The sequence below is a fragment of the Dokdonia sp. genome (assembly GCF_039945015.1).
GTDB lineage: Bacteria > Bacteroidota > Bacteroidia > Flavobacteriales > Flavobacteriaceae > Dokdonia.
The window spans coordinates 314,527-329,333 of sequence record NZ_JBDUXP010000030.1 but is presented as its reverse complement, the minus strand read 5'-3'; the positions used below and the strand labels follow the sequence as shown (position 1 = coordinate 329,333).

The following is a 14,807-nucleotide window of genomic DNA, read 5'->3' as shown; positions in this document are numbered from 1 at the left end:
ATGAAGATCACACGTATGTTAGCTGCTTTTGTACTTATCGGATTATTAGTAAGTTGCGGAGGGGGAGATAAAAAAGAAGAAAAGAAGGAAGGTGTTAAAATAGGAGGCTCAAAAACGGAAGCAAAAAAAGATGACTCTAAAGTTAATCTTGCACTTACAGGTAATGATGTAATGCAATTTGACAAGAAAGAATTTACAGTAAAAGCGGGTCAAGAAATAACACTTACATTACGTCATATCGGAAAAGGAGATATCAAGATTATGGGACATAATTTTGTGTTATTAAAACAAGATGTTTCTATTCCTGTATTTTCTGCAAGTGCAGCCTCTGCTGGACAAAAAGCAGACTGGATTCCTAATGAAGGAAAAGATGTAATTGCATATACAAAGATGATAGGAGGAGGACAAACAACTACAGTTACGTTTACAGCACCAGCCGCTGGGACGTATGACTTTGTCTGTAGTTTCCCAGGTCATTCTGGACTTATGAAAGGAAAGTTTATTGTAGAGTAATCTATAAAAACTAAGGATATAAAAAAAGCACTGTCCCCATACGAAGACAGTGCTTTTTGGTTTTTAAATAGCGTCTATAAAAACTGATCACTCTCAACATACGCATCAATGACGCGTTGTTCCCCTGTTTTACCTTCTATAGAATTCCCATGTTCCATACCTAAAACACCTGTAAAACCTTTACTGTGTATATACTTAAAAACATTTTTGTAATTAATTTCTCCAGAGGTAGGCTCATTACGTCCAGGATTATCACCTATTTGAAAATATGCAATTTCGTCCCAGCACTGTTCGATATTTGGAATTAAGTTCCCTTCTTGGATTTGCTGATGATAAATATCAAATAATATTTTACAAGATGGACTATTTACCGCTTTACATATCTGATACGCCTGCGGTGATTCTGATAAGAAAAGCCCTGGGTGGTTTCTAAAGTTTAACGGTTCGAGTACCATCACAATACCGTGAGGTTCTAGAATAGCGCAAGCTTGTTTTAAAGTTTCAATTACATTAGCGGTTTGATAGGCCATGTTTTGGCGTAAGTCTACATGACCAGGCACAACGGTCATCCATTTGGCGTGTACCCGTTTTGCAACAGCTACAGATTTTTTGATATCATTTAAAAATTCTTTGCGCCATGCTTCTTTTCCACTAGCAAGATTAGGTTCTGTCCAATAGATTTTATGAGCTACAAATACACCCATGATCATCTCATGTTTTTCCATGGTTTTTGCCATGGCTTCTTGTTGAGCTATAGGACGATTACGCATCTCATTATCTTCAAAAGCAGTAAATCCTTGGGCAGCCATAAATTCAAGTTGTGCTACAGGATCATCTCCGGCATGTTCTTTAAACATGCCTATATGTGGTGCATAGTTTAAGTTGAAATTGTGTTTTACGATGTCCGCTTTCGCGAAAGCGGCATTATCTACAGTTGTTGCCATTCCATGTAAACTTAATCCTCCTAATGACAAAAAGGAACCTGTTAAGGCTCCTTTTTGAATAAACTTTCTTCGTTTCATCTATTTGATTTTAGCCCTTGAATCAATAAATATAGATTAATTTTTGTTTTCTTTTAGGGCTTAGAAAACAAGAATTAGAATGCGTGATCTTTTATTATATAGAATATGCTTTCCCTCCAGTAGCTTCACTCACAGGAAGACATCCTATTTGTTGTGCTGGGATAGGTTCATAAGCAAGGACATTTTCCCCTATTTGCTCAGAGGTTTTCCAACCCCAAATAGTCATTCCACGTATTCCTTGTACAAGTGCATATGAAGCAACGTCTGGATCTGGAGTAGCCGTTTTATCCTTTGCATAGGCTTGGTAAAATTCTCCAAGTTTTTCATCATATGCTTCTTCTTGTGCCTTATCTACGATGAGATATTTCTTTAAAAGCTGATCAAAATCTTCGGCTTTTCCTTCTCCTAATGGTTTATTGAATGTTGCTTGAAACTGAGTAGCTAGTGCTTTAAATCCCATTGCTGTTTGTGCTTGACCTTCTAGTGTCGAAACTTGATCCCAATAGCTATCTATAAATTCATGAACACCAACATCTACAGCACCAGGAATTGCCTCGTCAGAAGGGATGATTAAATCAACCATGCGACGTAATGCATGTCCTTCTTCTTTTGATAAAAAAGAAGGGATAAATTCTGGTTCGTTTGTACAGCTTTGTAATAAGCTTAATATAGTAGGTGTTGCAACAAGCGCTGTTGCTCCTAGTCCTAAATTTTTGAGTACTTGTCTTCTATTCATCATCTTATGCTTCTTTTTTAAGTTGATTTGCAGCGTGATTTGCAGCACGTGCGGTGAATGCCATATAGGTAAGTGAAGGGTTTACACAACTTGCAGAGGTCATAAAAGCCCCATCGGTTACATATACATTTGGTACTGCGTGTAGTTGGTTGTTTCCATTACATACAGAAGTTTTAGGGTCACGCCCCATACGAGCGGTTCCCATCTCATGAATTCCATTTCCAGGAGCACTTGGATCGTCCATTGTTTGGATATCTTCAAAACCTGCGTTTTTCAACATCTCCTTGGCAGATGCAATCATATCTTTACGCATCTCCCATTCGTTTTCTTTCCATTCTGCATCAAAGGTTACCGTAGGCAATCCCCATTTATCTAGTTTATTATAATCTAGGGTCATTTTGTTGTCGTGGTATGGAAGACATTCTCCAAAGCCCATAAGGCCTATTGTCCAACCACCTGGTTCTTGAATTACTTTTTTGAGTCCAGCTCCGTAACCAGCTTCTGCAATTTGAGGTTGATAGTCTCCACGTCCAGCTCCTCCTTGATATCCATATCCTCTTTTAAACGTTTTTTGTTCTGTCTCGCCTCCTATATTTCTAAATCGCGGAATGTAAATTCCATTAGGACGACGTCCTTTATAGTATTTGTCTTTATCACCAGACCACTTTGCAGTAGCTCCCGCTTTAAAGTGATGATCCATAAGATTGTGTCCTAACTCACCACTATCATTCCCCATTCCATTAGGGAAGCGATCACTTTTAGATTGCATTAGAATACTTGCACTTGCAATAGCGGAAGCACAAAGAAATACAACCTTAGATTTGAATTCTATTTTTTCTCCAGACTCAGCATCGATGACTTTTACACCTGTTGCTTTCCCAGTTGCATCATCATACATAACTTCGGCAGCAATAGAGAATGGGCGTAATGTTAAGTTTCCTGTACGTTCTGCAGCAGGAAGTGTAGATGAGTTACTACTAAAGTATCCTCCAAACGGACACCCACGCATACATCTATTTCTAAATTGACAGGCAGAACGACCATCATATGTTTTTGCACCCGTGATATGTGCTACACGACCTATAGTGAGTAGGCGGCCATCTTTATAGCTTTGCGCCATGTTCTTTTTGAGAACTTCTTCTACACAGTTAAGTTCCATGGGAGGAGAGAACTTACCATCAGGTAATACTTCCAATCCTAAACTTTCTCCAGAGACAGATATATATTCTTCTACTTTATCATACCAAGGAGCAATGTCTGCATAACGTACTGGCCAATCTACAGCAATATCTTCTTTTTTGTTTGCTTCAAAATCAATGTCAGACAAACGATAACTCTGTCTTCCCCACATAAGAGAACGACCTCCTACGTGATATCCACGTATCCAGTCAAAACGCTTTGTCTCATTATAAGGATGTTCGATATCATCTACAAAAAAGTGATTACGCTCTGCCTTGTGTACATATCCTGTACGTGATTGTTTCTCATAACGAGCTTTTGTTTCACGAGTGACCTCCCCTTTAAATTTAGAATCCCAAGGATCTAAGTTCATCGTTGGATAATCTTCGATATGCTTTACCATGCGACCTCGTTCAAGAACAAGTGTTTTTAAACCATTTTCACATAATTCTTTGGCAGCCCATCCACCACTGATTCCTGACCCTACGACAATCGCATCGTACGTTTCGTTTTGTGTAACTGTATTCACTTTAGTATGTATTAATGAGAAAATATTGTGATCTATGCTACCAAATATATAAATTTTAAGTTGTTTTTTGTCAATTTTAAAAAAAGACTAACTTAGTCAAACCGTAGATTTAACAGTTGATCACAAGCGAAAACGTTGTAGTACGGACATAATTAATTAGAACTTTATGAAAAATTATTTTACAATTGCGTTAGTATGTGTATTTGCTTTTATTTCTTGTAAGAATGAAGTAAAAAAAGAAGAGAATACTCCTACAAAAGAAGAAACAAAAACCCCTGTTGCAATGATTAGTGACAATTATAAACATTCACTTGCACAATGGTCACTTCATGAACCATTTCAAAATGGATCTTTAAACCCTATGGATTTTGCAACCATTGCAAAAGAATTAGGATTTACAGGAATTGAGTATGTGACGCAGTTGTATCCTTCTGTAGTTGAAACTGGCGGTAATTACAGAGAGCGTGTGATGACCCTTGCTAGCAAACTTGTTGAAATAAGTAAACAAGCCGAAATGGATAATGTATTGCTTATGGTGGATCATGCTGGAGAATTGGCAGATTCAGACCCTGAAAAACTGAAAGAAGCTATAGAAAACCATAAAATATGGATGGATGCCGCTGCAGTTATGGGAGCTCATTCTATTCGCGCAAATCTATTTGGAGAATTAGATCCAGAAAAATGGCATACAGTTTCTGTTGCTTCTCTTAAAGAACTCGCCGAATATGGAGCAACCAAAGGAGTTAGTATCCTTATAGAGAATCATGGAGGATGGTCTAGTGATGGAGCAAAACTAGCTGCAGTCATGAAGGAAGTTAATATGTCTAATTGTGGTACTCTCCCTGATTTTGGAAACTTTTGTGTAAAAAGAGAAGGTGGAGAGCGATGGGGCGCCCCTTGTGTAGAAGAATACGATACGTATAAAGGGATTGAAGAATTAATGCCTTATGCAAAAGGGGTCTCTGCAAAATCATACAATTTTGATGAACATGGAGATGAAACAAAACTAGATTATGCACGTATCATGCAAATTGTGAAGGATTCAGGATTTAAAGGATATGTAGGAACAGAATATGAAGGACCATTAGAAGACCCAAAAGAAGGCATTAGATTGACTAAAGCTTTAGTAGAAAAATCATTAAACAACCTTAAATAAGAACTTATGAAAGCATCAACTAGATTACAGTTATCAATAATGATGTTCCTTGAATTCTTTATTTGGGGAGGATGGTTTGTAACTTTAGGAACTTTTTTAGGAAACAACTTAAATGCCGAAGGGGGAGAAATTGCACAAGCATTTTCTACTCAATCTTGGGGAGCGATTATTGCCCCTTTTATTATAGGATTAATTGCCGATAGATATTTTAATGCAGAAAAAATTCTTGGAATACTACATCTTATAGGCGCAGGATTAATGTATCTGATGTCTCAAACAACAGAGTTTGGGGTATTTTACCCATACGTATTAGGATATATGATTGCGTATATGCCTACACTAGCATTGGTAAACTCTGTGTCATTTAATCAAATGAAAGACCCTTCTAAGGATTTTCCTTTGATTAGAGTATGGGGTACATTAGGTTGGATTGTTGCAGGATTGTTAATTAGTCTTGCCTTTAAATGGGATTCTGAAGTAGGAATTAAAGATGGTCTTCTTGCAAATACTTTTTTAATGGTGGCTATTGCTTCTGCGGTACTTGGAGTTTTTAGTTTTACATTACCTAAAACACCTCCTAGCGAAAAAGGAGAAAAAGTAAGTGTTTCAGATATTTTAGGACTTGATGCTTTAAAATTATTAAAGGATAGAAACTTTCTAGTATTCTTCCTTTCTTCGGTACTAATTTGTATTCCTTTGGCTTTTTATTATGCAAACCTAAGCCCATTTTTGACAGAGTCGAGTTTAGAAAACTCAACTGCATGGGCATCTATGGGACAAGTCTCAGAGATCGTATTTATGCTCCTTTTACCATTTTTCTTTAAGAAATTTGGCTTCAAGAAGACCATTTTGGTAGGAATGCTAGCTTGGACACTTCGTTATATTTTATTTGCTTACGGTAATACAGGCGACCTTTTCTTTATGGTTGCTACTGGAATAGCGTTACATGGTATTTGTTATGATTTCTTTTTTGTGTCTGGACAGATTTATACCGATAGTAAAGCAGGAGAAAAAGTAAAAAGTGCAGCACAAGGACTTATTACACTTGCTACCTATGGAGTAGGAATGCTTGTAGGGTTTTATGTAGCTGGAAAAATTACAGATGCAAATATTCTAGGAGAAGGACATAATTGGAATGCTATTTGGGTATTCCCAGCGATTTTTGCGGCTGTAGTATTTGTGATCTTTGCCATCGCATTTAAAAATGAAAAAATAGAATACACAGAATAATCAAATGTCATTCTGAGTCTGTCGAAAACGAGTCTAACTTAAATAAATGGGATAGAGCTTCGACAAGCTCAGCCTGACAATAATAGTTTAGAAATGAGTAACAAAATAAGATGGGGCGTCCTTGGTGGCGGTGGAGATAGTTTAATAGGGGTATTACATCGTGTAGCAGCAAGTATGTTTGATGCATATCAACTTACAGGAGCTGTTTTTAACCCTGATGTGAATGTGAGTATCGCTTTTGCGAAAGAAATAGGAATTGAAACAGATCGTATTCATGCCAATCTAGATGACATGATTGCTGCAGAACTTGCACGCCCTGAGGAAGAACGTATACAAGTATTTTCGATACTGACGCCTAACTTTTTGCACTTTCCAATGGCAAAACAGTTATTGGAAGCAGGATTTCATGTGATTTGTGAGAAACCTATGACCATGACACATGTGGAGGCTCTAGAACTACAAGCGATCCAACAAAAAAACGGAAACGTCTTTGGGTTGACGCATACCTATACAGGATATCCTATGGTACGTCAGATGAAAGCAATGATTGCAAATGGAGATATAGGTGCCATTCAAAAAGTAGATGCTCAGTATTACCAAGGATGGATCAATCCATTGATACATGATAAAGAACAACGTAGTACTACATGGCGATTAAATCCTGAAAAATCGGGAATAAGCTGTTGTCTGGGAGATATTGGAGTTCATGCATATCAAATGTTAGAGTTTGTGACAGGACAAAAAATCACTTCTATTCTAGCAGATCTTAATCATTTGTATGCAGATAATCAGATGGATATAGATGGAACTGTCTTATTACGACTTGATGAATATACAAAAGGTGTACTTCGCTCTAGTCAGATAGCTACCGGAGAAGAAAATAACTTTACGATAGCCATCTATGGTAAAAAAGCAGGATTAAAATGGGAACAAGAAAACCCTAATTATCTGTATTTACTTGAAGATGGGCAACCTCTGCGTGTATTAAAACCAGGACATACCTATAACAGTGATTTCTCATTAGACGGAACAAAACTTCCTCCGGGGCATCCTGAAGGTATTTTTGACGCGATGGGTAATATTTATAAAGGAGTTGCAAAAGCAATACGCGGAGAAAATTATCAGGAAGGAGAATTCCCAGGAATGACCGATGGTGTGAGAGGAATGAGTTTTATCGAAAAAGCAGTACAGTCACATCGAGATGGGAATGTGTGGATAACACTGGATTCTTAGTGAGTACGCTTTCGCGAAAGCGTATAAAGGATAATAAAGTATAGACTAAAAGATACCCGTATATCCGGGCATTATTATGAAAACAATAAAAGGGCCAGCAGTATTTTTAGCGCAATTTATGGATGATAAAGCACCATTTAATTCCCTAGATGGGTTATGTAAATGGGCAGCAGATTTAGGATACAAAGGCATCCAAATCCCAACATGGGAAAGTCGATTGATAGATCTAACCAAAGCAGGAGAAAGTAAAACCTACTGTGATGAACTTAAAGGAAAAATCAATGATTATGGACTTGAAATTACAGAGCTCTCTACGCATTTACAAGGGCAACTTGTAGCTGTACATCCTGCCTACGATTTGATGTTTGATAATTTTGCACCAGATGATTGTAAAAATAATCCTAAAAAACGAACAGAATGGGCACGACAACAAATGATAAGTGCTGCTCGTGCAAGTAAACATTTAGGACTCAATGTAAGTGCTACTTTTAGTGGATCTTTATTATGGCATACCATGCACCCATGGCCGCAACGTCCAACAGGACTTGTAGAAATGGGCTTTGAAGAACTTGCAAAGAGATGGATGCCATTGCTTAATGAATATGATGCAAATGGAGTTGATGTAGCCTATGAGATTCATCCAGGAGAAGACTTACACGATGGAGTGACTTTTGAACGTTTCTTAGAAGCAACAAATAACCATAAACGTGTAAATATCTTATATGACCCAAGCCATTTTGTATTGCAACAACTAGATTATATAGCATATATAGATCATTATCATTCGTTTATAAAAGCATTTCACGTAAAAGATTCTGAATTTAAACCTGATGGTAAACGCGGAACTTTTGGAGGATATAGTGATTGGCAAGACCGAGCTGGACGGTATCGTTCTCCTGGTGATGGACAGATAGATTTTAAAACTATCTTTACAAAATTGACAGAATATGGTTGTGATGTATGGGCTGTGATGGAATGGGAATGTTGTGTGAAGAGTCCAGAACAAGGCGCTAGAGAAGGTGCTCCATTTATTGCAAATCATATTATAGAAGCTACGCAAAAACGATTTGATGATTTTGCAGGAGCAGACATAGATAAAGAATTATTAAAAAAAATACTAGGACTTTAAAATAAAGATCATGAAAAAGCTAATTGTACTTTCTGTAGCACTTGCCGTATTTAGTTGCAAACAAACAACAGAAACAAAAACAGAAGTAGTCGAAGAGGTAGAGATAAAAGAAGTGGAGGATACTACATCAGAGTGGATTACACTATTTGATGGAACCTCCATGGATGAATGGAGGGGTTATGGATCAGAAAAAATGCACCCTGAATGGACTATAGAAGATGGTGCTATGGCTTTTACTCCAGGAGAACAAGGAGGGAAGAACATTATTTCAAAAGACATTTATGAGAATTTTATACTCTCACTAGAATGGAAAATATCTGAAGGTGGGAATAGCGGTATCTTTTGGGGAGTTCATGAATCTGATGAATATAAAGAAGCCTATGAAACGGGACCAGAGATACAAGTATTGGATGATGCAAAGCACCCTGATTCATTTGTGGCAGAAGGAACTCACAAAGCAGGGTCATTATATGATATGATCAAACGTCCTGATGGACTCATCAATCCGGCAGGAGAGTGGAACAAGGTGGAACTAGAAGTGAATCATAAAACTAATCTTGCAAAGTTAAAACTTAATGACAAGAATGCCTTTACATTTCCTGTACATGGGGAAGCATGGGATACTATGGTTGCAAAAACAAAATTTGCAGATTGGAAAGGCTTTGGAAAATACCAGAAAGGTCATATTGGATTACAAGACCATAGTGATAAAGTATGGTATCGTAATATTAAGATTAAGCGTATAGAGTAGTCTTATTGATACATGTTTAAAAACAAGAAATCGTATTTTTGAGTATGGAAAATAGTGCTCTTTTAATAGTCGGTTTCTTATTTTTGTTTTTAGCTTATTATTACTTAAAAAAACCACCTAAAAAAATAAATCACCTATACGGATATCGTACAAGGCGATCTATGGCAAATCAAGATATTTGGGATTTTGCAAATAAACAAAGCGCAAAAGATTTTTGGCGTGTAGCGATTGTTACTATGATCACAGGTTTGGCATTATTGCCTTTTGATATACCATTTAAAGTTCTTGTGCAAATGGCCGTATTGCTTATAGGACTTGGAATTTCTGTCTGGAATACAGAAAAAGAAATTAATAAACATTTTGATAAAAACGGAAATAAGATTTTATGAATATAACCACCATACTTACAATAATGGCACCAGCTTTAATAGCTCTTATTGCTTATGGAATAGTACGATTCTTTCCTCCTTCTATAGATAATGCATTTATTTTAAAAGCACCCCAATGGTGGTCTAGAGATCAACAAACGTGGGATAAAGCCTATGTTTTTCTTGCAAAAAAATACATTCTATATACAATCATTCTTTTTGTGTTCTGTGGGGCTATGTTTTTTGTAAACTGGGGATATGCGATGTCTTTAGGGTATATACTATTAGTTTTTTTGTTATTACTTGCACAACTCCAAGTGCGACGTTATATGCAAGACACTGTAAAATAAAGTGTATGATACATACGCTTTCGCGAAAACGTATAAGCAACCATTAATACTTTTATGCATCTTATAGATACAAAACAATCTATTATGCAACGTTTATACTCATTACTATTTGTCATTTTAAGTATCACTTTTGTAGGCTGTGAGGCAGATTCTAGATCTGATTCTCCAGATTCTACTGTAGATGTTAGCGCCGAAACTTCTGATTCTTCTGGGAATGGTGATGGTCAAGATAATGCAGGTTTAATTACTGCTGGAGAATGGAATGATCTTGATCATTGGTCATTTTGGAATGATTTATTAGAACAAGAAGAATTTAATGAAACTCAAGAATATTGGGGGTTTTATCCTAAAAATAGAGTAGATATACAACTTAATAATCAACAAGGAGATCCGTTGGTAGATGCTGTTATTCGCCTAAAAATAACTGGAAATACAGTTTGGGAAGCACATACAGATAACTATGGAAAGGCAACATTATGGGCAGGCTTATATGAAGGCCCTACACAAATACAAGAAGAAGATATATCGATCGAAATAAATGAAGAACCAATCTCTCAAGTAATTACCTTATTTGATCAAGGAATTAATTCGATTGTTTTAAATGAAACAGCTCAAGTTTCAAATACAGTTGCGCTTTCTTTTATTGTAGACGCAACTGGATCTATGTCTGATGAGATTTCCTTTTTAAAAGCAGACTTACAAAATGTAATCGAAGAAGTGGCCCAAGATAATCCATTGATAGATATCTATACGTCAAGTGTGTTTTACAGAGATGAAGGGGACTTATACCTAGTTAGAGACTCTCCAATGACTACCAATTTAAGTACGACGATTGATTTTATTCAAGAACAAAATGCCGGAGGTGGTGGAGATTATCCAGAAGCTGTACAAGAAGGGCTTGGTACAGCAATACATGATTTACAATGGCCTGAACAAGCAAGAACTCGTATTGCATTTTTATTGCTAGATGCTCCTCCGCATTATGATTCACAGGTGATTGATTATTTACAATCTACCATTGCTACAGCAGCTCAAAATGGAATAAAAGTGATTCCTGTAGCTGCTAGTGGTATAGATAAACCTACAGAATTCTTACTACGTTATTTTGCCATGAGCACAAACGGAACCTATGTATTTATTACAAATGATAGTGGTATTGGGAATGATCATATAGAAGCTAGTGTAGGTGAATATCAAGTAGAATTTTTAAATGAATTACTCATACGCCTTATTAAGAAATACTCAGCATAATAGCCTTTACTAATAGGGGAATCCTTCATTCCAAAACTGTTATATTTGTCTTATGATAAAATCAATGACTGGCTTTGGGAAAAGTGTTGTACAACTTCCCGGAAAAAAAATCACCATTGAGATTAAGTCACTTAACAGTAAAAGTCTTGATCTTAATGCTCGTATTCCATCTACATATAGAGAAAAAGAACTTGCCATGCGTAATCTTGTTGCAAAATCCTTGGTAAGAGGAAAAGTAGACTTTGCATTGTATGTAGAGAGTACAGGAGAGAATACCAACACCAAAGTAAATGAGGGTATTGTAAAAGAATACATGCGACAATTAGGAAATGTAGCAAACAGTGATTCTATTGAGTTATTGAAAATGGCTGTGCGACTTCCTGATGCGTTAAAAGTAGAGCGTGAAGAGATGAATGAAGGCGAGTATAAGAGCATTGTAGAAACACTTGATACAGCTTTAAAAGAGATAAATATATATAGATCTGATGAAGGTGCTTCTTTAAAAGGAGAGTTTGAATTACGCATTAAGAATTTACAAACCTTACTAGAAAATGTTGTAGTAATGGATGTAGATCGCTTAGATAGTGTAAAGGTAAGGCTAGAAAAAGCAGTCGCAGATCTTAAGATAGAGCTTGATGAGAATCGTTTTGAACAAGAACTTATCTATTATCTAGAAAAATACGACATCACAGAAGAGAAAGTACGTCTTAAGAATCATTTAGATTATTTTACAGAAGCATTAGATTCTGATAACTCTAATGGTAAAAAACTAGGCTTTATAAGTCAGGAAATAGGTCGTGAGATTAATACAATAGGTTCAAAATCTAATTACGCACCCATGCAACAACTTGTTGTACAAATGAAAGACGAACTAGAGAAAGTAAAAGAGCAAATGCTTAACGTACTTTAATATAGAAGTAAGACGTGACAAAAATAAACCAACATTCAGGTAAACTTATTGTTTTTTCGGCTCCTTCAGGAAGTGGTAAAACTACAATTGTACGGCATCTATTAAAACAAGAAGAACTTAATCTTAAGTTTAGTATTTCTGCAACAAATAGAGAACCTAGAGGAGAAGAAAAACATAGTAAAGACTATTATTTTATGTCTTTTAAAGAGTTTAAACAACATATCAAGGATGAAGATTTTTTAGAATGGGAAGAAGTCTATAGAGATAGTTTTTATGGAACGCTTAAAGAAGAAGTACATCGTATCTGGTCTTTAGGAAAACATGTGATTTTTGATATTGATGTTTCCGGAGGATTACGCATTAAAAGAAAATTTCCAGAAAGAACAATTGCTATTTTTGTAAAACCACCTAGTATAGATGAATTAAAAAGACGTTTAAAAGATCGTAGTACAGAAAGCGAAGATAAAATCAATATGCGTATCGCAAAAGCTTCTGCAGAGCTTGCTACTGCGCCTCAATTTGACCATATTATACTTAATGATCATCTAGAGAATGCTCTTGAAGAAGCAGAAGATGTTGTTGCAGATTTTATCAAAATCCCTCTACGCAGAGATGAAGAGGAAGAGGAATAAATAAAACAAGCCCTAATAATCAGTATGAAAATAGGATTGTATTTTGGGACATTTAACCCCATTCATGTAGGACATCTTGCTATTGCAAATCATATGGCAGAGTACAGTGATCTAGATAAAATCTGGATGGTAATTACTCCGCATAACCCTTTTAAGAAAAAAAGCAGCTTGTTAGATAACCATCACCGTTATCAGATGGTGCAAAGAGCATTGGAAGAGTACCCTAAAATTAATGCGAGTACTATAGAGTTTGATTTACCACAACCTAACTATACCGTAAATACGCTTGCTCACCTTCAAGAAAAGTATCCTTCTTATGAGTTTTGTCTTATTATGGGCGAAGACAATCTAAAAAGTTTCCATAAATGGAAAAATTATGAAGTGATTCTAGAAAGTCATGAACTATATGTATATCCTCGTATTTCAGAAGGTGTAGTAGAAACACGATTTGATGATCACCCTAAAATACATAAAGTAGCTGCTCCTATTATGGAAATTTCTTCTACAATGATACGTAATGGGATTAAAGAGCGTAAGAATATAAGACCTTTACTACCTGCTGAGGTATACCAATACCTTGATGAGATGCATTTTTATAAATAATAACATCTCAAAATGCCAAAACTAGATATAGAAAATCCATATTCAAGGCGCTCTTATTATTTTGGAGTCATTGCTTTGATCTCGTTTCTTGTAATTAGTTTATTACAAGGAGTAAAAAGGATTACTGATACTAAAGTCCCTATAGGGCTATTTATAACAATCTTGGTTGTATGTGTGTTTTGCGGTCTTGCTTGTATATATACCATCATTAAAGCAAAAAACGAAATACATTCTTTTAAAAAAGTAATAGCGGTTATTCTTGCAATGGCTTCATTTGTATATATACTGTTACTTATAAAAGAGTTGATATCTCCATCTTTAAACTAGTATTAGAATATATGGTTTAACACTGTTTTTAAAAAAAAGAGGTTGCCTTTTAAGGCAACCTCTTTTTTTTAAGATATAATTAAAGTTTTAAAAAATGACAGGAGGTGGTCCATCAGATACACAATCAGATAATAATGCACTTACATACATTGCCCAATTATTACCTTCAAAATCCTCACCTTCTGCCCAAGCTGTTTCTCCTCCCGTTGGTCCAGAGACTTCAGCATGTGCAGCAAAGCAATAATTGTCATCTAGTACAGAAGCATTAAGAACATATGTAACGACATTTGTGCCATCGCTATGTGTCGTTGAATGCTCAAAGCGACCTACTTTTGGATTTCCAGAACCAGTGGTAGGAATCGTTTGTTCTGCACAGTTACCAATACTTAGATGTGTTGCATCAATGATCCAATCTTCGTTTGTTGTATACGTGATGATTAAATCTTCTCCATCTATAGCTACAGTGACTGTTCCTGCTATATGATGTTGACCAGCAATAAGGTTTACAGTAAGACAAAATTCATCCTCCATATTCTTATTTTGATTATCTAAATCTTTAATACTAGATTCATAAACTCTAAAATTAGGATCAAGAGTAAGGTTTAATGTGTCACCTTCAATTTGGTCTGGGGAACAACTGAGCATTAATAATGTTACTAATGCAAAGATTTGTAATGTAATTTTCTTCATGATATAAATTGATTTGGGGTTAATCAGTCTAAAGCTACAGGAAGTGATTCATAAAATCGATAAAAAACATGCTTTTTTCGATCAAATACACAGTAAATGAATTATTCACAAGTATTTTGTTAAATTATTTATTGATACTATAGTAGTTTACCTACTGTATTTTTAATCTAATAGTTATTTTGGGTAATTAATTGTGTA

General features: G+C 35.8%; 17 protein-coding genes. 13 read left to right on the top strand and 4 right to left on the bottom strand.

Annotated features, from left to right (window positions below):
* Positions 1 to 513 carry an azurin gene (locus ABJD27_RS21310; protein ID WP_348164337.1) on the top strand — a complete coding sequence of 171 codons (513 nt, stop codon included), beginning with the start codon at positions 1 to 3 and terminating at the stop codon, positions 511 to 513.
* Positions 514 to 587: 74 nt separating this feature from the next.
* Here ABJD27_RS21310 and ABJD27_RS21305 read toward each other — a convergent pair whose 3' ends face one another.
* From ABJD27_RS21305 to ABJD27_RS21295, 3 genes are all read right to left on the bottom strand, one after another.
* Positions 588 to 1,535 (bottom strand): TIM barrel protein, encoded by a 948-nt coding sequence (locus ABJD27_RS21305; protein ID WP_348164334.1) that lies wholly within the window; start codon positions 1,533 to 1,535, stop codon positions 588 to 590.
* 94 nt (positions 1,536 to 1,629) lie between these two features.
* Entirely contained in the window at positions 1,630 to 2,274 is a 645-nt protein-coding gene (locus tag ABJD27_RS21300) for a gluconate 2-dehydrogenase subunit 3 family protein (RefSeq protein WP_348164331.1), read from the bottom strand.
* A 1-nt stretch (position 2,275) separates the two neighbouring features.
* Positions 2,276 to 3,979, bottom strand: a complete 1,704-nt coding sequence (locus ABJD27_RS21295; RefSeq protein ID WP_348164328.1) for a GMC family oxidoreductase — start codon at positions 3,977 to 3,979, stop codon at positions 2,276 to 2,278.
* 166 nt (positions 3,980 to 4,145) lie between these two features.
* Between ABJD27_RS21295 and ABJD27_RS21290 the strand changes: the two genes are divergently transcribed.
* From ABJD27_RS21290 to ABJD27_RS21235, 12 genes are all read left to right on the top strand, one after another.
* On the top strand, positions 4,146 to 5,135 hold the full coding sequence (locus tag ABJD27_RS21290; protein ID WP_348164325.1) for a sugar phosphate isomerase/epimerase family protein: 990 nt from the start codon (positions 4,146 to 4,148) through the stop codon (positions 5,133 to 5,135).
* A 6-nt stretch (positions 5,136 to 5,141) separates the two neighbouring features.
* Positions 5,142 to 6,365 carry a nucleoside permease gene (locus ABJD27_RS21285; protein ID WP_348164322.1) on the top strand — a complete coding sequence of 408 codons (1,224 nt, stop codon included), beginning with the start codon at positions 5,142 to 5,144 and terminating at the stop codon, positions 6,363 to 6,365.
* 93 nt (positions 6,366 to 6,458) lie between these two features.
* A complete protein-coding gene (locus ABJD27_RS21280; RefSeq protein ID WP_348164319.1) occupies positions 6,459 to 7,598 on the top strand; it encodes a Gfo/Idh/MocA family oxidoreductase in 1,140 nt (379 codons plus the stop codon).
* Between the two features lie 76 nt (positions 7,599 to 7,674).
* On the top strand, positions 7,675 to 8,727 hold the full coding sequence (locus ABJD27_RS21275; protein ID WP_348164316.1) for a sugar phosphate isomerase/epimerase: 1,053 nt from the start codon (positions 7,675 to 7,677) through the stop codon (positions 8,725 to 8,727).
* 10 nt (positions 8,728 to 8,737) lie between these two features.
* Positions 8,738 to 9,478, top strand: a complete 741-nt coding sequence (locus ABJD27_RS21270) for a DUF1080 domain-containing protein (protein WP_348164313.1) — start codon at positions 8,738 to 8,740, stop codon at positions 9,476 to 9,478.
* Positions 9,479 to 9,522: 44 nt separating this feature from the next.
* Complete coding sequence (locus ABJD27_RS21265; RefSeq protein WP_348164310.1) at positions 9,523 to 9,867, top strand: SdpI family protein; 345 nt, start codon at positions 9,523 to 9,525, stop codon at positions 9,865 to 9,867.
* On the top strand, positions 9,864 to 10,196 hold the full coding sequence (locus ABJD27_RS21260) for a hypothetical protein (RefSeq protein WP_348164307.1): 333 nt from the start codon (positions 9,864 to 9,866) through the stop codon (positions 10,194 to 10,196). The genes ABJD27_RS21265 and ABJD27_RS21260 overlap by 4 nt, the downstream gene beginning before the upstream one ends.
* Before the next feature lie 84 nt (positions 10,197 to 10,280).
* Positions 10,281 to 11,447 (top strand): hypothetical protein, encoded by a 1,167-nt coding sequence (locus ABJD27_RS21255; RefSeq protein ID WP_348164304.1) that lies wholly within the window; start codon positions 10,281 to 10,283, stop codon positions 11,445 to 11,447.
* Between the two features lie 52 nt (positions 11,448 to 11,499).
* The gene (locus ABJD27_RS21250; protein WP_348164301.1) at positions 11,500 to 12,357 is read left to right on the top strand and encodes a YicC/YloC family endoribonuclease; all 858 of its coding nucleotides are present in this window, start codon (positions 11,500 to 11,502) and stop codon (positions 12,355 to 12,357) included.
* A gap of 14 nt (positions 12,358 to 12,371) precedes the next feature.
* Positions 12,372 to 12,989 carry a guanylate kinase gene (gmk, locus tag ABJD27_RS21245; protein ID WP_348164298.1) on the top strand — a complete coding sequence of 206 codons (618 nt, stop codon included), beginning with the start codon at positions 12,372 to 12,374 and terminating at the stop codon, positions 12,987 to 12,989.
* Between the two features lie 24 nt (positions 12,990 to 13,013).
* Positions 13,014 to 13,592, top strand: coding sequence for a nicotinate (nicotinamide) nucleotide adenylyltransferase (nadD, locus tag ABJD27_RS21240; protein WP_348164295.1), 579 nt, complete (start codon positions 13,014 to 13,016; stop codon positions 13,590 to 13,592).
* Positions 13,593 to 13,604: 12 nt separating this feature from the next.
* Entirely contained in the window at positions 13,605 to 13,919 is a 315-nt protein-coding gene (locus ABJD27_RS21235) for a hypothetical protein (RefSeq protein WP_348164292.1), read from the top strand.
* Positions 13,920 to 14,006: 87 nt separating this feature from the next.
* Here ABJD27_RS21235 and ABJD27_RS21230 read toward each other — a convergent pair whose 3' ends face one another.
* On the bottom strand, positions 14,007 to 14,609 hold the full coding sequence (locus ABJD27_RS21230) for a hypothetical protein (RefSeq protein WP_348164289.1): 603 nt from the start codon (positions 14,607 to 14,609) through the stop codon (positions 14,007 to 14,009).
* Between the last annotated feature and the right edge of the window lie 198 nt (positions 14,610 to 14,807).

Bases quoted from the DNA above. Each gene is read 5' to 3' on its own strand.
- ABJD27_RS21310 (WP_348164337.1), top strand. From the start codon at position 1: ATGAAGATCACACGTATGTTAGCTGCTTTTGTACTTATCGGATTATTA.
- ABJD27_RS21305 (WP_348164334.1), bottom strand. From the start codon at position 1,535: ATGAAACGAAGAAAGTTTATTCAAAAAGGAGCCTTAACAGGTTCCTTT.
- ABJD27_RS21300 (WP_348164331.1), bottom strand. From the start codon at position 2,274: ATGATGAATAGAAGACAAGTACTCAAAAATTTAGGACTAGGAGCAACA.
- ABJD27_RS21290 (WP_348164325.1), top strand. From the start codon at position 4,146: ATGAAAAATTATTTTACAATTGCGTTAGTATGTGTATTTGCTTTTATT.
- ABJD27_RS21285 (WP_348164322.1), top strand. From the start codon at position 5,142: ATGAAAGCATCAACTAGATTACAGTTATCAATAATGATGTTCCTTGAA.
- ABJD27_RS21280 (WP_348164319.1), top strand. From the start codon at position 6,459: ATGAGTAACAAAATAAGATGGGGCGTCCTTGGTGGCGGTGGAGATAGT.
- ABJD27_RS21275 (WP_348164316.1), top strand. From the start codon at position 7,675: ATGAAAACAATAAAAGGGCCAGCAGTATTTTTAGCGCAATTTATGGAT.
- ABJD27_RS21270 (WP_348164313.1), top strand. From the start codon at position 8,738: ATGAAAAAGCTAATTGTACTTTCTGTAGCACTTGCCGTATTTAGTTGC.
- ABJD27_RS21265 (WP_348164310.1), top strand. From the start codon at position 9,523: ATGGAAAATAGTGCTCTTTTAATAGTCGGTTTCTTATTTTTGTTTTTA.
- ABJD27_RS21260 (WP_348164307.1), top strand. From the start codon at position 9,864: ATGAATATAACCACCATACTTACAATAATGGCACCAGCTTTAATAGCT.
- ABJD27_RS21255 (WP_348164304.1), top strand. From the start codon at position 10,281: ATGCAACGTTTATACTCATTACTATTTGTCATTTTAAGTATCACTTTT.
- ABJD27_RS21250 (WP_348164301.1), top strand. From the start codon at position 11,500: ATGATAAAATCAATGACTGGCTTTGGGAAAAGTGTTGTACAACTTCCC.
- nadD (WP_348164295.1), top strand. From the start codon at position 13,014: ATGAAAATAGGATTGTATTTTGGGACATTTAACCCCATTCATGTAGGA.
- ABJD27_RS21235 (WP_348164292.1), top strand. From the start codon at position 13,605: ATGCCAAAACTAGATATAGAAAATCCATATTCAAGGCGCTCTTATTAT.
- ABJD27_RS21230 (WP_348164289.1), bottom strand. From the start codon at position 14,609: ATGAAGAAAATTACATTACAAATCTTTGCATTAGTAACATTATTAATG.